Annotated in this window: 15 protein-coding genes and 10 pseudogenes; 11 read left to right on the top strand and 14 right to left on the bottom strand. The window is 38.4% G+C overall.

The window, feature by feature from the left end; genetic code table 11:
- The first annotated feature begins 76 nt into the window (after positions 1–76).
- Positions 77–1,066 (top strand): annotated as a pseudogene (locus NSMS1_RS34035) (tyrosine-type recombinase/integrase).
- Between the two features lie 424 nt (positions 1,067–1,490).
- On the opposite strand, the gene NSMS1_RS34030 reads toward NSMS1_RS34035, so the two are convergent.
- The 3 genes and pseudogenes from NSMS1_RS34030 to NSMS1_RS35540 form a co-directional block, all read right to left on the bottom strand.
- A complete protein-coding gene (locus tag NSMS1_RS34030) occupies positions 1,491–2,783 on the bottom strand; it encodes a hypothetical protein (protein ID WP_224095977.1) in 1,293 nt (430 codons plus the stop codon).
- A gap of 401 nt (positions 2,784–3,184) precedes the next feature.
- Entirely contained in the window at positions 3,185–3,760 is a 576-nt protein-coding gene (locus tag NSMS1_RS34025) for a hypothetical protein (RefSeq protein ID WP_224095976.1), read from the bottom strand.
- A gap of 223 nt (positions 3,761–3,983) precedes the next feature.
- Positions 3,984–4,333 (bottom strand): annotated as a pseudogene (locus tag NSMS1_RS35540) (IS1 family transposase); the annotation flags it as partial.
- A gap of 348 nt (positions 4,334–4,681) precedes the next feature.
- Between NSMS1_RS35540 and NSMS1_RS35535 the strand changes: the two are divergent.
- Positions 4,682–4,777: pseudogene (locus tag NSMS1_RS35535) on the top strand (transcriptional regulator); the annotation flags it as partial.
- A 162-nt stretch (positions 4,778–4,939) separates the two neighbouring features.
- Here NSMS1_RS35535 and psb34 read toward each other — a convergent pair.
- From psb34 to NSMS1_RS33980, 7 genes and pseudogenes are all read right to left on the bottom strand, one after another.
- Positions 4,940–5,080: pseudogene (gene psb34 / locus NSMS1_RS34010) on the bottom strand (photosystem II assembly protein Psb34).
- Between the two features lie 16 nt (positions 5,081–5,096).
- Positions 5,097–5,273, bottom strand: a complete 177-nt coding sequence (locus NSMS1_RS34005) for a hypothetical protein (protein ID WP_224095974.1) — start codon at positions 5,271–5,273, stop codon at positions 5,097–5,099.
- 231 nt (positions 5,274–5,504) lie between these two features.
- A pseudogene (locus tag NSMS1_RS35530) lies at positions 5,505–5,582 on the bottom strand (hypothetical protein); the annotation flags it as partial.
- A gap of 1,644 nt (positions 5,583–7,226) precedes the next feature.
- A complete protein-coding gene (locus NSMS1_RS33995; RefSeq protein WP_224095973.1) occupies positions 7,227–7,442 on the bottom strand; it encodes a DUF4926 domain-containing protein in 216 nt (71 codons plus the stop codon).
- An 8-nt stretch (positions 7,443–7,450) separates the two neighbouring features.
- Positions 7,451–7,695, bottom strand: a pseudogene (locus tag NSMS1_RS33990) (DUF4926 domain-containing protein).
- Positions 7,685–8,032, bottom strand: coding sequence for a DUF6883 domain-containing protein (locus tag NSMS1_RS33985; RefSeq protein WP_224095972.1), 348 nt, complete (start codon positions 8,030–8,032; stop codon positions 7,685–7,687). The pseudogene NSMS1_RS33990 and the gene NSMS1_RS33985 overlap by 11 nt, the downstream one beginning before the upstream one ends.
- Before the next feature lie 140 nt (positions 8,033–8,172).
- On the bottom strand, positions 8,173–8,643 hold the full coding sequence (locus tag NSMS1_RS33980) for a hypothetical protein (RefSeq protein WP_224095971.1): 471 nt from the start codon (positions 8,641–8,643) through the stop codon (positions 8,173–8,175).
- Positions 8,644–8,845: 202 nt separating this feature from the next.
- Here NSMS1_RS33980 and NSMS1_RS33975 point away from each other — a divergent pair.
- A pseudogene (locus NSMS1_RS33975) lies at positions 8,846–9,435 on the top strand (ParA family protein).
- 82 nt (positions 9,436–9,517) lie between these two features.
- Positions 9,518–9,919, top strand: coding sequence for a ParB N-terminal domain-containing protein (locus NSMS1_RS33970; protein WP_224096039.1), 402 nt, complete (start codon positions 9,518–9,520; stop codon positions 9,917–9,919).
- Positions 9,920–10,277: 358 nt separating this feature from the next.
- Here the strand turns inward: NSMS1_RS33970 and NSMS1_RS33965 are convergent, their stop codons facing one another.
- Positions 10,278–10,580, bottom strand: coding sequence for a hypothetical protein (locus tag NSMS1_RS33965; protein WP_224096038.1), 303 nt, complete (start codon positions 10,578–10,580; stop codon positions 10,278–10,280).
- Positions 10,581–11,001: 421 nt separating this feature from the next.
- On the opposite strand from NSMS1_RS33965, the gene NSMS1_RS33960 reads away from it, so the two are divergent.
- Positions 11,002–11,289 carry a transposase gene (locus tag NSMS1_RS33960; protein ID WP_224096037.1) on the top strand — a complete coding sequence of 96 codons (288 nt, stop codon included), beginning with the start codon at positions 11,002–11,004 and terminating at the stop codon, positions 11,287–11,289.
- A 202-nt stretch (positions 11,290–11,491) separates the two neighbouring features.
- Here NSMS1_RS33960 and NSMS1_RS33955 read toward each other — a convergent pair.
- Positions 11,492–12,978 (bottom strand): annotated as a pseudogene (locus NSMS1_RS33955) (ISLre2 family transposase).
- A gap of 280 nt (positions 12,979–13,258) precedes the next feature.
- Here NSMS1_RS33955 and NSMS1_RS33950 point away from each other — a divergent pair.
- The 3 genes and pseudogenes from NSMS1_RS33950 to NSMS1_RS33940 all read left to right on the top strand — a co-directional run bounded on the left by NSMS1_RS33950 (position 13,259) and on the right by NSMS1_RS33940 (position 15,881).
- Entirely contained in the window at positions 13,259–13,807 is a 549-nt protein-coding gene (locus NSMS1_RS33950; RefSeq protein ID WP_224086212.1) for a transposase, read from the top strand.
- A pseudogene (locus NSMS1_RS33945) lies at positions 13,756–15,293 on the top strand (ISNCY family transposase). Before NSMS1_RS33950 ends, NSMS1_RS33945 begins: the two are co-directional and overlap by 52 nt.
- A 93-nt stretch (positions 15,294–15,386) precedes the next feature.
- A complete protein-coding gene (locus NSMS1_RS33940) occupies positions 15,387–15,881 on the top strand; it encodes a hypothetical protein (protein ID WP_224096035.1) in 495 nt (164 codons plus the stop codon).
- 13 nt (positions 15,882–15,894) lie between these two features.
- Here NSMS1_RS33940 and NSMS1_RS33935 read toward each other — a convergent pair whose 3' ends face one another.
- Both NSMS1_RS33935 and NSMS1_RS33930 read right to left on the bottom strand, forming a co-directional pair.
- A complete protein-coding gene (locus NSMS1_RS33935) occupies positions 15,895–17,214 on the bottom strand; it encodes an IS701 family transposase (RefSeq protein WP_411908715.1) in 1,320 nt (439 codons plus the stop codon).
- Between the two features lie 20 nt (positions 17,215–17,234).
- On the bottom strand, positions 17,235–17,591 hold the full coding sequence (locus tag NSMS1_RS33930) for a hypothetical protein (protein WP_224096031.1): 357 nt from the start codon (positions 17,589–17,591) through the stop codon (positions 17,235–17,237).
- A 191-nt stretch (positions 17,592–17,782) separates the two neighbouring features.
- Here NSMS1_RS33930 and NSMS1_RS33925 point away from each other — a divergent pair, with 191 nt between their 5' ends.
- The 3 genes and pseudogenes from NSMS1_RS33925 to NSMS1_RS33915 all read left to right on the top strand — a co-directional run.
- Positions 17,783–18,091, top strand: coding sequence for an RNA recognition motif domain-containing protein (locus NSMS1_RS33925; protein ID WP_224096030.1), 309 nt, complete (start codon positions 17,783–17,785; stop codon positions 18,089–18,091).
- A gap of 71 nt (positions 18,092–18,162) precedes the next feature.
- Entirely contained in the window at positions 18,163–18,351 is a 189-nt protein-coding gene (gene rpsU, locus NSMS1_RS33920; protein ID WP_096683615.1) for a 30S ribosomal protein S21, read from the top strand.
- 92 nt (positions 18,352–18,443) lie between these two features.
- Positions 18,444–19,047, top strand: a pseudogene (locus tag NSMS1_RS33915) (ISNCY family transposase); the annotation flags it as partial.
- Between the last annotated feature and the right edge of the window lie 666 nt (positions 19,048–19,713).

Here is a 19,713-nt window from a genome sequence, read left to right as displayed (position 1 = left end):
GCGTAATAAACACCTTTATTCAACTAAGATAGAGCAAGAGTATTCAACTTCCCAAACCTCTGCGGCACTATCACCAATGACATCGATTCACCCTGAAAATTTGAGTGTTTTGGAGAACTCGCTGGCCTTAGCGATCGGTGAGGACTTTTCTCTAGAGAATGACCCTGATGTAATTGGGCAGTTGATTGGTGATAAGCGATCGCTCAACACCAAGCGCGAATACCAGAAAGACCTGAAAGATTTTTTCTTATTCGTCGCCAAGAAAGAACCCAGCCGGGACTTAGTGTTAGAGTTTCTTCACCTGAACAGCGTCACGCTGTCGCTGTGGTTCTCAAGTACAAGGCGCACCTGATCAAGAAAAAGCTGGCTGAAGCTACAGTGAATCGTCGTCTTAGTGCTATCAAGTCAATGGTGGAGATGGGGCGACGGCTGGGGGTCTGCAATTTCTCTTTAGATGATGTCAAAGGTGAAAGGGTCGAAACCTACCGGGACACAACAGGTATTGATCTGCTGACTATGCTAAAGTCATCGCCCTGGTTGACCAGAATACTTTGAAGGGCAAGCGTGATTATGCCATTCTGCGGTTACTTTGGGATAATGGCTTGCGCCGCAATGAGATAGTCAACTTAAATGTGAGTGACTTTAACCCCAAGGAGAAAACGCTTTTATTCTGGGTAAAGGCAAGGGTAGCCAGAAGGATATTCTTGATCTATCGGATAAAACGGCAATGGCGATCGCCGACTGGATTAAAGCTTGTAAGAAAAAACGGGGTAATGACCCGCTTTTTACGGTGCTGGCTTATCACAAGAATGGCGCGAGATTAACCGGGGAGGCAATCAGGCGATTGGTGGATGGGCTATGTCAGCAAGCCGGAATTACTAAGAAAATGTCACCCCATCGCATCCGCCACAGTGCGATTACTACAGTTTTGGATCTCAATAATGGCAACTACCGCGCAACTCAGCGATTCAGCAGACACGCACAAGTGCAGACGGTATTGAAATATGATGATAACCGTCAGCGTTTGCAAAAGCAGATGAGTGATTCGATATCAGAATTGATTTAGGAAATAGGGGTGAAGTTTAGCTGCATCCAGAAAAGTAATTTCTGAACATTTATGAGAAAAATATACCAAGTTTTCAGCATCCTGTCTACGTGGGATAAACCTGTACCAATTAAAGCCTCTGAAATTTAGAAGCTTCAAACCCTTGCTGTACCGTATAAAAAAGCTGTACCAAATAGCTTATAGGTTAATTGGTACATCGAGAATTGGTAAGATATCGAATTTCAGAATGCTTACCCAGTAAAGGTTACAGCCTTAGCGTAACTATCTGTACGATTGCTCATTTGACCCCAGTTCCTACATTATTCGCGATTATTCCGCGCGAATAATTTTTCTGGCTTTGTAGGATAGGCATCTTGCCTGTCGGTTGTATTTCAGGGGCGGGCAAGATGCTACAAGAATCATACCTTCATTCAGCAATGCCAATCTATCTATTTACTGGTAACTGTTGCGGAACTGAGAAAGGCTTGAAAGGCTTGAATGTGTTGATATCAACACAGTTAGTATTATCTAGTTTGACCCTAAGTTCAGAACTGAAAGTGACTAACTGCTCGACAAGAGCCTGGCGATCAGTTAAACAACCTTTAATCACCATGAGTTCACCCAAAGTCCACTCATAAAGATTTCTGTCTGAGTTGTTGATGAACGCAGTCAACTCGTTTCTAATTCTCAAAATTTGGTTGAGCAGTTCATCCATCTTGACGTTGATGATATTCGCAATTTGAATATTGAACGATTCTCTATTGCCAATGATAGCTATTAATTCATCAACGTACTGTCTCACCAGAGTGATGAATGTTTGATTCCATTCATTACGGACGTTCTCAATCTTGATGTCAATGTCTCTGTAGATATTGCTAATCTTGTTGTTAATTTCCGTACTATTAACAACAAAATTGAGAACTCGGTTGTTAATTTCAGGACTATTGATAACAAGGCTCTCAATCGTTTGGTGAATTTGAGAATTATCGATAAAGATATTTTGAATCTTCTGAGTTAATTGCTCATTCTCAAAGATTTGATTAATGAAGACGTTATTGTTGGTGACATTGTACTGTAAGCGTTGGTCTACATATTGATTCAGTTCAGTATTATTGTTGATAATGCTATGGGTAATCTGGTTGATATTATTGCGAATATTTTGCTCGAAAGAATGATTTAATTGCTGATTAACGTACTGGTTAAGTTCCTGCTTATTGATGATGTTGCTGATAATTAAGCCGATGTTGTTGCGAATTTGTTGTTCAAAATTTTGGTCAAAATAGAGGTTGATTTGTTGGTTAATTTTGTTTGATATCTGAACGTTAATCTTATCTTCCAATATCCGCTCTAAGTAATAGTCAGACCAACCTTGCAAGTTCTGTCTCAAGCTCAACTCTACCTGTTCTAGATAAGCATCCATCGAAAACTTAACTTTTGCAATTTCTATGGACAGGCTCTTGAAGTGCTGTTCGTAATTCTTGAACAGTAATTGTTCAAGTTGCTCCCAATACTTATTTTCTAGCGTTATATCAATTTTCTCTGTTACTTTGATAGAGCTATCAATCTGTTTTAATTGCTCTTCCCACTTTTTCTTAAATTCCTCTTCTTCAAACCGGAATGTGAAGTCAAACGTATAATTTTCTTGCCGCCGTTCTATATCTTTCTGTTCTTCCTCTATAGAACTAGAAATGTTATTTTCCCACTGTTGCCGTTTTTCATTTATTTCAGCATCGCTCATTTGCTCTATTGTCAGAATAATCTGCCCTTCGTTATCTTCTTTGTAGGTGTCAAAAAATAAACCTGTCAGTGTAGTTTTTCTTTGACTTCTAAAACTACTTCCTCCTTAAGTCCATTTAATGAAACCCAAGTTTCGTCAGTTTCAACACCAGTCAGTTTTGTAATAAATTTTCCGCCTTTGAGCAACATTAAAGCCCAAGGTTCTATATTAAACTTTTGCTATCTGACCAATAGCTGGCATTGCCTTCACGAATTTTGATGCGATAACTACCTGGATTCAACTCAATCAAGTTAGAACCAGATTGTTTGAGATTAGAAAGGTAATTATTGTCAATAACATAACAGTTACGTTTGCTGTCTACTGTTAAGCTTACTGGGTTAAAAAATGCTTGTCGCTTGTAATTAAGAGGTCAATTGAACCATTATTATCTTCATTGTTAAAATCAAAAATAAAGCATTGAGAACTGCTCTTTCTTTGACTTCAAGCTTTAAAGTATCATTGTAACCATTGAGCGTCGTCCATGTTGCGCCTACCTCAAAACCTGTAGACCTGTTAATAAATGTACTGCCGTTATCTCCATATATCCACAGTAAAACAAAAGGTTCTCCAGATGTTGTGGTATTGCTGTGGCTATATCTACCTCTAATAATCCTGATATCAAAAGTGCCTTTTTCAAAAACAAAAGATGTTGCAACATTTTGTTGCATATTTTTCATTTGGTTAGCGTCGATAACATAACAATTTGTTTTGGTATCAATGGTTAGAGTATTCATGCTTACCTCTTTAACATTTTTAGTTTCTTGAGTAAATTTCGTCTTGGCAGATTTTTGTTCTGGTTTTACTTCTGGAATAATTTCAGTTACTACTGCCTTAGCTAATTCATCAATGAGTTTTAGCTGTTCTAGAGCGTTGCTAAACAAGGGAACACAACGATATTTAAGATAGTGTAATAAGAGTTGAACAGGAGATCTCAGCATTTCTTTTGCTTTGGAATAGGATAATGTTTGTTCCTGTACTGCGTAGACGCTTTGCGGTGAGGCAGTTCAAGTCTTATCTTCGTTCGCGGAGCGTGTCGTAGACAGAGGCTGCGCCTTCGCGAAGCGTCCCGTAGGGAAGGCGGTTCCCGTCGAGTCGAAACTGCCGAAGCCGTTCTCGTTCGCGCCAGCGTCCCGTAGGAAAAGAGTAGGGCTTGTCGCAGACATCGCTAATCACCCATGCAAGAATATCTTGAGTGCAGTGATTCACCACCGTCAAAAGCCAAATCTTATTTTTCTTACTCCGACAAAGGTTTCTAATTTATCGAGTTCTCCTATTTGTGGCATATCAGTATACTCTGGAGTATCGGGTAATTCTTTCCCTACGAGTTTTACCCAATGATTTACAAGTGTGGTGTGCGCCATTCACAGTTCAATTGCACGATAAATTATGCTATTGACGTACATTTTAGACATTGTTGTTTGATTTCATCTGAGTTACCGGATACTACTTCATATACATCAATAAATTCATGTCTACAATACACAAATGTGATTCTGTTTACCTCTTTTTTCCCATTATTCCTGTTATTAAAATATTCGAACCTTGGTCAATTCATGCGGACTCACATCAATTCATATCGCTATTAAGTAACACATGTTCTAGCTATATATTGCAGGTTAAGAGTTAATTATTTGCGGAACCTCTGTCTATAGAAGTATTAGAGATAATTTGTTTGTATAATAGTATCCAAAAATATTTTTTAAAATATTTATGAACTGGCATTAAAGCTTAACCGTTAGTATAGATAGGGGCGTGAGTATCAACGGAACAGAAAACCGAGAGCAGAAAAAATCTTGAAAAATCAACCATTCAGCCATAACTTTTAATTTGTCATCTGTAACTTTAATTGCACGACTATTGATGCTGATTACGAAGGACACTCACTTTCAATGCTGCAAAAAATCGCTCACGCTATCAATCAATGGGTAGAGATTCAACTTACTCTCATAGAATAAGTATGAGTAACTGGATGCGAATATGGAAACCTTCATAAGTCAAACAGTATCTAAGAAACAAGCCATCTCCCTTGATAATAAAAAACCTCGGTGTTGAGTACCGAGGCTGATTCTTGAAGCCCGAATGACGATGAGATGCAGCGATACCGAAATCAAAAAATTTTAGCTAACACTAATACCGACTAAAACTAGAGCAGTAACTATTAAAGTAGCGAACACGCCTTGTATAAGGTATCTACGTTGTTCCTAAATTGCTGGGTATTCAGCGTAGTACATCTTGGGTTCAGTTGCGTAGTTATTCAGAACGCCGTCCTCGTTATTAACACTCTCTTATGAGTAGGCGCGATCGCCTTGCCCGTTTGTCGGCAATTGAGCCTTTGACGACATTTTTATTAGAGAGGAACAAGCCCAAGGGAATAAGTACGATCACAAGGGCTAAGTAAATCACGTTAGGCGATCGCCCCAGCCAGACATCTAAACCGTAAAGGGCGCTCACTTTCTTAAGCTGGATACCAACTTAAAAAAGGAGAACTTTTTTCTTAATATCTTTGCAACTACTCACTACGGCTGATTTTAGTAATTAGCCTTCGGATCTGGCTAACTTTCGCGTACAAGTTCGACGTAGCAATGGTTTTAGCTTATTTCTGTCAGTTTAAACCTCGTTAGTCCGACTGGAGAAGGCTTAAGCGACTTTTTCGCGTAACCGAGCTTGGAGAACCGAATCTGTTCACTTAAGACTCTTTCTCTTAATTTTAATTACTCCGGTACCGATTACTAGACCGATGACTCCGGCGATGCCTGACGGTTCTGGAACCGGGGTCGCCGATGAGGTTTCATAGGTGACTAATAATTGGGGTACGAGTGCTGGAGATGCCTCGCGCGAGTAAAAGCTCGGAAGGTAGTAGCCGCGCTTTCATCTCCTTGTAGTAACCATCCGAAATTCGCGGACGGGTTATTTAGCCAGCTCTGTACGTCGGAAACCAAAGCGCCGTGGAACTCCAAGTATAGCTTTATTGAGAGTCTGACCGACTGTCGCGGTCGCGCTAGAGTACTACTAAAATCGCCTCCCGGTGTTCCCCAGGGAAGGGTATTAAAGGAGCGAAAGTTCCAGGTCGCGTCTCCCGGATTAGCCGGATTTCCCTGACCGCTCCCCGCTATGGGTTGTCCCGCCACACCTACTGTTCCCTCGTTCCAAGAGTCGTTAACTCGAAACAGAGAGATGTTCCGGGGCGTTGCGTCACCACCACCTCCTCCCCATTTTCCCGGCTACTTGTCCGAGAAATAGAGTAAGTTGCGCCCCGGTAATCGTCGCTCCCACCTTATATTGCCAGCGATATCGAACCCGATCAAGCCGCGTCGGGGCGAATTCTGTCCATTATTTCCCGCGAATATTCCCTGTCCAAGTCCCAAGCTATTGTTGGGGTTGTTCTGGAATAGAGTTGTATCACGGTTAGCACCGATGGTAACCGTAGCTGCCTCTACTGAAAAGTAAGACTGGAAGCGACGAACATAACCGCAGTAGTCGGTAAAATCAAAAATTTGAGTGAATTGATCCGCATAGTCTCCGAGCGGGCTTTGCCCACTTGATAAAATACATTACACAAATTCGGTTAGGGAAGATTTTTGATTGAAGCTAAAAAAAAAGCTATAGAGAGTATAAAATTTTCTCAAGTATCTAAAGTTGTCAATTATTTAGCATTTTATATCTCTTTTTAATCAGTATTAACTGAGTTTATAACTGACTAATCAGTTACAAGAAATTACTAAATTACGTTGCTGTTTCAACATCAGCATTAGCATCATTTCTGATTTTTTAAACTGAGCTTTAGCTTGCTGTGTCTTTATTTCATCTAGAAGTAACTTTTACTTAGTTGAGTTTAAATTACTTTTTAATGTTTCCTGAACTGCTTTACTTTGTGTTGATATATCAGAAGATATAGATTTTTATCTGTATTTTGTTCCACAGTAGAACTAGCTACATTTTCTTGCTGTTTAGAAACTGGGGTTGATGGTATATTTGCTTTTACGCTACTACTGTTAATATTGCTAGAACAGGCTGTTAAACAAAATCCAAGTAAAGCTTGACAAAGAAAAATTAACACTAATCTATTTCTCATATATGGAGAACCTAAATTACAAGATGCCTGTTAAACAAAATAAGGCATTAATTTATACTCCCCGCCTGTTGTACAGTAACTCAAGAAATAACCATCGAATCTACTGATAAAAAGTAAAAGTAATATGTAATTTATCTATGCAAGCCAATACTGAGCAAGAAGGTTATGCTGTCGCACCCCGATAAAACCCTTACTATTCCTTAGCTCTTGACAACCCTTGGTAAGAAATTAATTGCTCTGTTTCTTAATGCTGTGCAAAATCACAATACTTTCGATGTGAATGTGTCATGAAAGTTAGCTGTTGATGAATCACTCTAACTAATCTCCACGACTTATACTAAGGTTCTTTCCCCAATTGGCTGATGATACAAAACCATTAGCTGACTTGCATTTAAAGCTTCTACTGCGTAAGTTTGTCCTGTTAGGTCACTAAATTCTACTTCAAACACTTCTCCTTCATATTCGTCTACAATCACCCCTACTTGACCGCGATATAATTCCAACTCTGGTAAGTCTTCGGTTAGGGCAACAACATCTAATAATTTCATGATTGTTACTAAATTTCCACCAAAGAACGAACACTCAAAATTTCATGATTTCTCAGTGGCTTAATGTCAGTTATCGGAACGATGACAACAGCTATTGATTCACCAGTTGCATTGAATACTTCTAAAACACATCCATCTGCGCCATTGCCCGGATGAGGTACAAAATCAATTAAAGTGGCGACATCACCTTTTTTAATTGATATTCGTCTAAGTCACAATTTAAAGCGACTCGCTGGTATAGTTCAAAGTTCATTTACAGACTCCTTGTTAGGTTTGAGGGTAATAAACTGAAACTTGCCGTCAACCGCCCTTTGCAGCCAAACTGTGATTACTGCTAAGTTTCGCTCGTTTATCCCGATTAAGTGACCAGTGACGCGGTAGAACACCCCATATTCATTATCTCTGTCTTTTATTGCTGGTGTTGTATCTGCCAGTTGACGAATTGCTGCTTTTAATAGTTCTGGGTTGTCAGGTGTAAATCCCGCTTGGGCGAGAAACTTTGATTTATCGTCTTGTTCTCTTGGTACTAATAAGTAGCGGGTGATTTTTTCGTCGGCAATAATCGCATCAGGGGAATTTTCATCTCTCATCACACCACAGTTTCCGGCAACACTTAATCTTTAATCAACTTAAGTAAAATCTCTTCTAATACGAGATAGCGCCTGTTGTAAACCTTCACTATGAATCCAACCAACAAAGCCGCCATAAATCATTCTGTCATTGCGATCGCCTAAAAAACATGGTCAACACCAACGGGGTTTTTCCATGTTCTCACCACTGTTCCATCCCTCAGCCTCATAATGGGATGAGAACTTACAAAATCTCTGTGGTGTGCGCGAGTAATGCCTGGGACGCTTTCTAAAATAGCGATCGCCTCAGTTGCATCATCTGTGGTAATAGAATTAACCACTGTTGCACAACCGCATCCATCCGTTACAGTTGTCTTGAGCCTATCTTTCATGTCGCCATCAAACAGCACTAAAGACTCAATCTCTTCTAGCAAGAAACCATGTGGCTCAGTCTGTCGGCGCTGGCAGTAAATCTCTGTCAGAAAATCTTCTAAACTGACTTTCGCTAAGGCATCAGTAATCAAACCTGTCAGCCCCAAAACAGCAATTCCACCTAACATCCCCGCAGGGCCACCCAGAAATGCTAAAGCGGCGGTGATAGCAGCCGCACCTGTAAAACCTGTGGTTGCCATTGTGATTACCAAGATTACCCCAGGCAGACCCAGTGCAGATACTTTTTGACGACTTCATCCATTTCCTGCCACCTCAAGACAAGATTGACTCTGAAGTCTTTTCTAACACTTCTAACGCATAAACTTGAGTAATTAAAATTTTCCGAGTTGAAAAATGCTTTTTGTAAGGTACAATCCGCCATCATAACTGAATGGGACTGCAATGATTATTACTATCGCATCGTTTAAAGGGGGTGTAGGAAAATCTACCACAGCGATTCATCTCGCCGCCTACCTTGCTACTAAAGGTAAAACTGTACTCGCTGATGGTGATCTTAATCGCTCTGTATTGCATTGGTTTGAGCGTGGTAAAAGTCCTTTCAATGTTTACGATCATAGCGAAATAGACCAAGCTGATGATTTTGAACATCTTGTTATTGACACTCCCGCCCGTCCTGCTAGTGATGAGTTGAAAGCATTAGCCAAATCTAGTGATTTACTGATAATTCCCACCCATCCCAGCACTTTCGCTTTAGAAGCGTTGATTGAAACTGTGGGAGAACTAAATGAATTACCACCAGGACGTTTTAAAGTTCTATTGACTTGTGTCCCTCCTTCCCCAGCCGTGACGGATACAAAGCCAAAGAAAGTCTTGAAAAATTTGGCTTACCCTTGTTTAAAACTTGGATCAGAAGAATGGCAGTTTACCTGAAAGCTGAAAATTTTGGAGTTCCAGTTTATATGGTAAAAGACGCTCGTGCTTCTGATGCCTGGAGCGATTATGAGGCAGTGGGCAAGGAAATTTTCTCATGACCAATTTCGATAAAATTCTGAAGTCGCCCAAAAACGACAAGGGCAATCTCAAACACTAAAGCTTCAAGACTCTACAGTTTCACTGGAGCAGATTAAAGACCGTGAGCAGGATACCCGACCTTTAAATCCAAAGCACGTTGAATCTTTGGCAGAGTCAATTGCTGTTTTGGGACTGATAGAGCCATTGGTAATAGACAATCAATTTAGGTTACTAGCTGGAGGGCATCGGTTAGCCGCAATTCGATTGTTAAAGGAACAGCAGGTAGACAAGTATCTTTATCAGTTCCCAGACAATCGTATTCCTATCAGGATGTTGCCTTTTGATGCAGAGTCTGACCCTGATTTGGCATTACAGGTAGAGATAGCAGAGAACGAGCAACGTAGGGACTATACACCAAACGAAGTGAAAGTGATCGCCGACCGTCTACGCACTGCTGGATTTATTGACGTAAAGGGAAGGCCCAAGAAAGGACAAAACCTTTAATGCCTGCCCTAGCAGTCGTAGTAGGTAAAACCTGCGTACAGTACAAAGATACCTTGAATCCAACCAAAATACTGACCAACAGAAAAGTACGACAGGTGTCGTACTTTTAAAACAAGCGTCAACTAAGCTCAAGCAGTGGCAACAAATTGAGCCGAAAACACCGCAGGAGAGAGCTTTAGCTAAACGTCTGCCAGAAATCATGAACTTGATTGAGAATGTTTTGAATAACGAGCAATAAACAGATGAACCTGAACTCAAAGCAAAATACTAACCCTGAGAAAAGTACGACAGATGTCGTACTTTTAAGGTAAGTATTAACTGAACTAAATCAGTAACAACAAATTCATCTGGAAACAGGTTAGCCAAAATGGATGGCTGATGGAGAAACTATGTTAACTGGTACTGGCATCCACGGTTGAATAAAGCTGGGTAAATGCTCCACAAAATGATCGGGGACATGACAATAAACTTTTCTAATTCCGACTTCGCTAATTTTTACACCAATATTAGTAAATCTCTCCCAATCATCGACCATTTCAGAGTAAGTATTACTGCCATCCCCAAAATGTTTTTTAAACACATGACAGGGAAACGAAGTAGTGTAATATTTAGCTGCACTACACCGTTTACTAGAATCTACTTCCTCTTCTTCACTATCCAAATCTATGTAGTCATAATCCTTTTTAACGCTCTTTTATGCCTCTGGGGAAAGAAAAATCAGCTAAAATCCGGGAATTTAGGGAATTTCTTGAGAAATATAAATAATCAGGCGGTGGGGTGTCGGAAAATGGGGAAGCAAGTAAACATATCCTAGCGTGGTAAAACTTACTAGAGAAGAGCGGAAATGCTGTAATCTTGACCTTGTAGCGAAATAATGGCGCAAAAACTTGGCAAGAAAAAGTCTAAAACCAGAGGCAACATCGTTTAAAGTACTCGATTGTATTCAAAAAAATGCCCTTCGTGCGGTCAAGCAATGTGGAATGAATACAATAATCCTCGACATATAGAACCCATTTGATATCTTTTGGTGATTGAGTAGAATCAACAGAAATTAGGTGCATGGAAGCAGATCAGGATTGAAAATGGGTTATTCAAGCGATTTGACAGACAAAGAGTGGGAAATAATTGAGCCATTATTGCCGACGAAGAAGAAAACCAGACCCCCTGTGTGGACAAAGCGGCAAATCCTTAACGGTATACTTTATCAACTGAAGAATGGTTGTAATTGGGCTGACTTACCTAGAGATATGCCGCCATATTCAACAGTATTCTGGTATTACCAGCAGTGGTGTGAAGGGGACATCCTGACGAAAATCATGACGGGAGCAACGCGATTTTGTGAAGTCGGATCAAAATCAAGCGATCGCTAAAAATCATACTTAATTTAATAGTGATTTTATTTACAAATAAAATATTGATTTACACGAAAAATCATCTTGATGAGATATCTCAAAAAGATTGCTAGCAAGTCATTTGAGGATTATTTCCAAAAATCTCTGCAACAAGTCTTTGATACTTAGTATCAATTACGGCAGAAAATAAATTGAAGGCAGAATTAAAGTATAAAATTTATCAACCAGTTTGGGGTTTGATAAAAGAATTAAAGATAGAATCACAAAAATTATCCCAACTTTTAGCTATCCATTGACAACGCAGATGTAACATAATTTCTGCATTATTTTGTAACCAAAACTTACTGTTTCCTTTCATGCGTAAATTAACAACTTGACGAATTAAACTTTCAACTGCACCACTACCGAGAGGTAATTTTCGAGCTGCAACTTCGTTATATTTTAAAAGCCTCCTTCTATACGCTTTTAAAATATAATTTCGCTCTCTTACCATAATTTTACAGCGCTCTCCTGTTGCCTCGGAAATAAATTCACCCATATTTCTCATTAAATCTAGTGCCTGACCTTTCTTTAAAATTTTCCGAGATTTTTAAACCAGGATTGACGCTCATTATCTGTACTAAAAGCGGCATCAGCAAAATCTTGTAAATGTGATGCTGCGTGATAAAAGTCTAATAATTGATAAGTTTCAAGTGGGCATTTTAATTTTTTTAGTAAAAGAGGAATGTGTATCCATATCCACTCTGCACCATCAGCAATCAATAACACCTGCTTGGCTTCACTTATACCCAAATTTACTAAATACATCTCTAAAATTTTGAGGAATTCTTTATAACCTGAATATGTGCCATCATTCGTAATAGGTATTGTCGATGTCCTAATTTTTTTACCTTCTTCATTTACTACATAAATTGTTAGTAACTTTGGCTCCATCCATTCACCAACAAAGCCATGACGGTTTGTTTTCTTACTGCGTCTACCTTTTTATTAAACCTAATTTTAGTTCTTCCACCATCTACAGCGATTACAACTCGTTGGCTTTTGAGAACATTACTATTAGATAAGTGGTTCATCTCCAGATTTAATATTTTTGATTGGCGTAGATTAATACCAATTTCACCAAAAAGGTAAGTCAGGCGTTCGATTCGTTTTAAACTAACATTTATTCCCCAATCCGTTAGCGTCGAACGTGCTGCATCGAAAGAACTAGCGATCGCACCATATTTTGCGATTATTGACCAGACTAGAGGGGTAATACCTTCAGACATCCCTAGCCACTTTAAAACGGACAAAATCCTTGATTTGAAGTTTTTATTTTTGGCTCATTGAGCAGAGGATTATCAGATTCTTTACTTGTGGGATTCCGTTCAAGTACATAAGGTAAAGTTAAAGTTACTTCGACGTTTCCAATTGTTACTATTTTTCGCTTTTTAGAACCATGTTTTTGTGTATTTAAATTTCTCCATCCCTGTGTTTGACTAACAGAATAGTTTAGGATTTTTGGGGATACGGAAAGATTATATAATAAAACAGCTATACATTGACCTGCTAAAATCATTGCCTGTTCTCTAATTTCTTTTTCTCGTTCTCTCAGCTTTTTCCATCCCACTCTGTGATATTTGTAAATTCTAAAAGTTTTGTGACCTGTAAGTGAAAACTTTTAACTGACTTGTTTAAATCAAGAGTTGCACTTATATTTTTTGCCATAAAAGGTAGACGTTAAAACTCTGGAAAGATTACTTAACCGGAATCCTACCTTGTTTTTGACCTTTATAAATTTTTGCACACATCACCAGACTTGAAATTGGTTGATAGCTTACGTATTAATACGGCTTCTAATATAAGAAATATTTTTAGTACTGAAGAAAGTTGTTAGCGATCGCTGGTTTTTGATCCCACCTCACCAAATCGCGTTGCTCCCATCATGACTGAGTTGCATCAGCAGGTGCGGGAACAAGTAAAAAAACCGCAGTGGACGACTCTAATCATGATTGACTCACAAGCGGTGAAAAATACTTGTAACGCCAGTGTTGAGTCGAAAGGGTTTTGCTTTTACAAATGCACTAATGGCATCAAAAGACATTTGGCAGTGGATATCTTAGGCTTCCCTTTCTTTACCCACTGCACCAAAGCTAATGTATCTGATGACCAAGGGTTAATTGAAATGCTCTCGAAAAACATTGATTACTTCAAATCTAAACCTGTGGAGCAACCCATGACGACTATTCTGGTAGATAACGGCTATCATCCTGATCAATTGACACAAGCCTTGGAACAGATTTACCCAGAGATTATGACTAAAATTCAATTTGAACTTTCAGCCAAACCATCAAAAGCACAGAAACAGACGAAAGGACTATCTGGATTTGTGCCTGTTGCTGCCAGATGGGTCATTGAAAGATCGAATGCTTGGGTGGAGAGATGTAAAAGTTTAGTCAAAAATTTCGACCGCACACTCGAACGTTCCAATGCCAAGCTCAAGCTATGTTTTATTCGGCTAATGCTCAAACGGCTAGCTGTCGCAGATACCGCCTGAAAAGATATCAAATGGGTTCTATAAGAACGTTAAATGGGGTAGTAGAACTACAGCTAAAAATTCGTCGATGTCAAAATAAGTCATGTCTCTTGTACAAAAAAGTATATCGACCAGAGCAAGAAGGTTCTTTAGCTCTACCACAAAATGAATTTGGTTTGGATGTGATTGCTTATATAGGAGCATTACGCTATCAGGAACATAGAAGCGTTCCCCAAATACACGCTCACCTTGAATTAAAAGGTATATGTATAAGTCAACGAACGGTCACGCACCTAATTGACAGATATGACGAGTTACTTTCTTTATGGCTAAAAAGACCATAAAAGGTTAAAAGCAATAGTGGCTAATCAAGGACGGGTGATATTAGCTATCGATGGAATGCAGCCAGAAATTGGACATGAGGTATTATGGGTAATTCGAGATTGTTTATCAGGAGAAATCTTACTAGCTAAAACCTTATTATCATCAAGGAATGAAGATTTAGTGGCGTTATTATTAGAAGTAACTAATACCCTAAATGTACCAATTGATGGAGTTGTTAGTGATGGGCAACAATCAATTCGCAAAGCTGTTGGGTTAGCATTACCTAGAATTGCTCACGGTTTATGTCATTACCATTACCTGAAAGAAGCAATTAAACCCATATATGAGGCGGATAGACATGCAAAAAAAGAATTGAAAAAAAAAAAAGTTAGAGGATTACGAGAAATTGAACGTAGTGTTACCAATGAAGATCAGGATTTGGTGACTATTATTGAAGATGACTGCTCGGCAGTCCGTAGTTCTATAACCAATGATGGTCATCCACCGTTGGAGGCATCTGGATTAAAGTTACAAGAAAATTTGACTTTGATAGAACAAAGCTTAGAACGGATGGAAAAAAAAGTGTTTTACCACCGCCCTTAGTCAACCTAAAACACCTTCTAGCTAAGGGATTATCTGCGACTGCATCTTTATTTTCACCTGTGAGGGTTGCATATGGGTGGGTTGATAAAGCTAGTAATATTCTCAATAATAAAATAGGTCTTGATGCTGCTGGTGTCAAACAAAGTTATCATCAACTGTTGACAGAAATGTCTCAACAAAAGCAGAAAGCGGGTACCCTGAACACTGCAATCGACAACTTTATAAAACCACCCACAGCTACTGGTCTGGACTTTTTCATTGTTATGAAATTGAAGATTTTCCTAGAACTAATAATGACTTAGAACACGCTTTTGGTATGCTACGTCACCATCAACGTCGTTGTACTGGTCGTAAGGTTGCCCCCTCATCCCTTGTTATTCGTGGTTCTGTCAAACTTGCCTGCGCGATCGCTACTAAACTTCATTCTTTTACCGCATCTGATTTAGCACAAGTTGATATCATTACTTGGCTCGAATTACGCTCTCAATTGCAAAAACACCACAAAGCCAGAATTGAACAGTATCGATTTCGCCGAGACCCCAAGGGTTACTTGGCTAATTTAGAGAGTCGTCTTCTCTAGTAAGTTTTACCACACTAGAACATATCTGTGAAAAAAATCAAGATATGGCACACATTACAGGTAACATGATTAAGCAACAAAATCATGTTTTAAGTGAATAAAAAAACTACTAAAAAAGCCTTAAACCCTAACTGGGGAGGATATAGAGAAAAATCTGGCAGGAAATCTACCTGGAATCATAAACAAACAAGCACAATCCGTATACCAAAAGCACTAGAGCAGGAAGTGATGAGGTATGCACGATATTTAGATGCAGGATTGGGACTTAATAATGAAACAGATTCAATTCAGGGGGATGATTTTGTGACTGAATCAAATTTGACAGTTGTAGATAGGATTAACCACGAATTTGAAGATGAAATAAATTCAAGTTCACAGACAATAAACGCGCTCAACACTACTGACCAACTTGAGACAGTGACAGAATCAAGTTTTGAGAGTTATCCGATGCCATCGTTCATGGATGCTATATTTCTAGCAAGAGAAATTGTGCAGCAGAAAAAGTGTGCGCGAATATCCTTAGCTAAATTTATATCTAAGTTTTATTTAACACCTGTAAATAGTGAATCCTTAAGAAGTTATCCTTGAATTACCTGATGGTTTATCCCGAATCCACGATGATATAACCTTGGAATTGATTCATTATCTCTATCAATTTCTGAAATCCTGACTGTAATTTAGGGTTAAGAAAAACGATTAACCAAGGTTTAATTAAGTTCCCGAATATGTATGGTTGAATAACTAATCTTAAATTGTTTAAAGTAGACTTCCAGCCCAAATTAAAATCCCACCATTTATGATTGCTAAAATTCTCTGGTTCTGTTGATATTGGTGATGAACTTTGTTCATTGCAGCTTTCACTATCAGATTCATTTCTAGCGTGGGCTTGTAGACTTACTAAGAAATAAGCACTCATAACTAGTTCCCACCATTTTTCTATCTGGTGATAATTAGTAAGCCTAAAGTCAGCCCATCCTAGTTCATTTTTACCTTGTTTAAAAGCATACTCTACCCAATTACGAAATCCATAAAGGTTGCCTAATTGGTCAGCCATATCACTTTTCAAGTTTGTTTTGACATACCATGTCTGATTTTTTGGTAAAGTCTCTGGGTCATTAGTGATTCGCCAATATGTTATGAGATTTGAGTCACCACAAGTTATTTCTTGTATATATCTTTTTTGAGTCTTTTTATCACTAAATACACGCTCAAACTCTTGCCATACATCATATATAGCTTCCGCTTCTGGTACGCTAAATCTGGCATGATTACTTCTTATAGCAAGTAAATAAGGTTTTTCATGCTTATCTAATGCTGCAATGAATGTTGGACTTTCGCCATACAAACTATCAGCTAAAACCAAGTCAAACTTAAATCCACATTTCAGCAGTGTTTCAATTATTTCTACTGCCAATTGTGGTTTGGTTTTATATACTCCACCTTCTTCTAATCTCTTCCTTGGTTTATATATTAGAAATATTAACGGAAATGTCAATTCTCCCAACACTCCATAGGCATTCACGCTTACTATCCCATTATCCACTTTCCCTAAATTTCCAATATATTGTCTTGCTACATAATCAGTAGTAGAACCTTTCTTTTTATCTCCGGTTTCATCAATTACCAACTTAAATGAACGTCCCTGCAACATTTTTAGAGTTAGTTCTAATCTTCTATCTCGTAACACTGCTACTGACCAAGGTGATTCTGTCAAAAAGTTCTGTAATGGTTGCGCGTCATGTAACCCCACCACCTTGGCGATTTCTGGTAAAGTTTTACGCTTGATATCAGATAACATCCCTACATGTAGATGTTTGAAGTTCTCAAATGTCCTTACTTCTGAAAATAAGTCTCTATACGCATCGCAATACTCATCTACCACGGTGATAGTCGAAGTAGCATTTCTTGAACCCAATTCTATACCCCTGGTAGGTTAATCTTCTAGTAATTAATTATACTCTCATAAGAGTCATAAAAGAGCGTTAAAGACGTACTCTTATCAAGCTTGAGGTTGGTTTTCAGGTATGGTATCAACCCATTGATTTGCTTGACTAAACCACCAAATTCCAAAACACAACCAAGCATAGTGCCACTAAAACAGTACAGTCCAGTGTCACTACCAAACTTGTGTTTTAGCTCTCCCGGCGTTAATCCCCCATTACGGCTGGTAACTTGTTTTAAACTGACCGTTCTTAGAGAAAGCCATTCTCGAATAATTGTTTTTAATCGGCTGTCAGCTAATTGGTAGGAAACTCCAGTGTCTGAAAGTATATGGCAGCCAGACCCCGCGTATAGCATTTACTATCTACCCCAAATTTGAATTTTATCTGCTGCAACTAGAGCTAAATCTTAGCCACGGCTACAAAATGTGAATCAAATTACTGATCTTGAATCTTTTATACATTTTAAAAGAACAGACATGGATAAGAAAAAATAAAGAAGGGATGATTTCTCAATCCTATACACACTAATGAATTTGGAGAAAATCAATGTCAATTTATGTAGGCAACCTCTCTTACGATGTTACGGAAGAAGATATCAGAGGTGTTTTTGCTGAATATGGTACTGTAAAGCGGGTTCAAGTACCACAAGACCGGGAAACAGGTCGTCCGCGAGGCTTCGCTTTCGTGGAAATGGGAACAGATGCAGAAGAAAATGCTGCTATTGATGGTCTTGATGGTGCTGAATGGATGGGGCGTGACCTCAAAGTTAACAAAGCCAAGCCCAAAGAAGACAGAGGTTCGTCTGGTGGTAGACGTGGCGGATATAGTGGTGGTGGTGGACGCGGACGCTACTAAGCTTTGAAACCGGATTGAAAGAGAAAGCGAATTTTTCCGCCATTGATGAAATCAATTTACTAGGAGAGAGAATGACCCAAATTATAGTGGGTGAAAATGAACATCTTGAGTCAGCGTTACGCCGATTTAAACGAGAAGTTTCTAAAGCCGGAATTTTTCAAGACATGAGAAAGCATCGTCACTTTGAAACGCCTATTGAGAAATCTAAGCGCAAAAAACAAGCCTTACAAAAGCAGGGTAAAAGACGTTTCCGCACTTGACAACCCAGCAATTCTCATTTTGAAATAAATAGGGTATTAATCGCCATTTTGAAATTGAAAACGTAGTATAAAATAATTAGTTTTTCAGGGAAATAACCCTTTTAGGGGATGATTTGTATTCTCGCCAACCTGTTTGTACCTTGGTGCTACAACAAGGTTATAATTTTATTTTTGTTTGTCTGGAAACGTCACATAAAACTTTATATGAATGGCTAGAATTTTTAGAAAAAAGTGGAGAAGTTACAACTGTTGAAAAGAAACAATGGGATGGACGAAAAAATCTAATTTATCGTTATCGTTATGCTTCTAGAGTTCCTTTACGAAATGGAGACTCAAGTCTCGAAGCTAATTGGTGCGAAGTGACTGTTATTAATGAGAAAACACAGAAAATTATCTACAGAAATAATTGGATAACTAATCATAAGATCACCGAAAACAATGTTGAAGAGATTGTCAAAGCTGGACGCAGTAGATGGAAAGTTGAGAATGAAGGTAATAACGTTCTAAAAAATCACGGTTATAATTTAGAGCATAACTTTGGTCATGGTCAAAATCATCTGTGCGAGTTCTTATTGTCTTTAAATTTACTAGCTTTTTTATTTCATACTGTTTTAGATTTAGTCAATTCTACCTATCAAAAGATTCGTGAATTATTAGTAACTCGGACTAATTTCTTTAATGATATTCGTACCTTAATAAAATTTATCTGGTTTAAAAGTTGGTCGGAGCTTTTCTTATTTATTCTTACCGAATATGTCCCGATCACAAAAGCAAATTCTAGTTAAAAATGTCAAATTTTTGACAGGAGGTAAAGATTATTAATTGAGAGAATTTACAAAGTAGGTCTGAGTTTCAGCTATATTTATAAGTTGAAATCTATTTTTCATGGGCAGATTTTTTAAATTATTTCTCTTCAGCCAATTATCATGATTATTTTTCAAATAAATCATAATTAGACAGAAGTTTTCTAGGTAAATAAGAGGATTTTATATTCTTTTGTTTTCAAAATGAGAATTGCTGTTGACAACCGATATAGATATAAGTGAATGCCCTCATAGTATTTATGAGGGTTTTCTTTATGGAATTTAGCAGCAGTAAGCAAAATTTAAGCAATGGTAATTCTTACTAACTTCAAAGCTATATATGTCAACGATTACAGTCGCCAATGAGGGATACCTCTCTTGCGAAGCACTGCCTTTACTAAATAGCAACGGGTTGAGCAACATACTTGAAATACAGAAAAATGTATTAGAAACGTAATACTACAAGTTACTAAATCTGGAAATTAGAAAAGTGAGCAAGAAATGAGCAAGTTTTGGTCTGGAAAGTGAGTAGTAGGAGCAAATAAGCTGTGGAGCGCTT

This window comes from Nostoc sp. MS1, from assembly GCF_019976755.1.
Classification (GTDB): domain Bacteria; phylum Cyanobacteriota; class Cyanobacteriia; order Cyanobacteriales; family Nostocaceae; genus Trichormus.
Note: the sequence above shows the minus strand (reverse complement) of the source record. Positions and strands in the feature narration are given on the sequence as shown.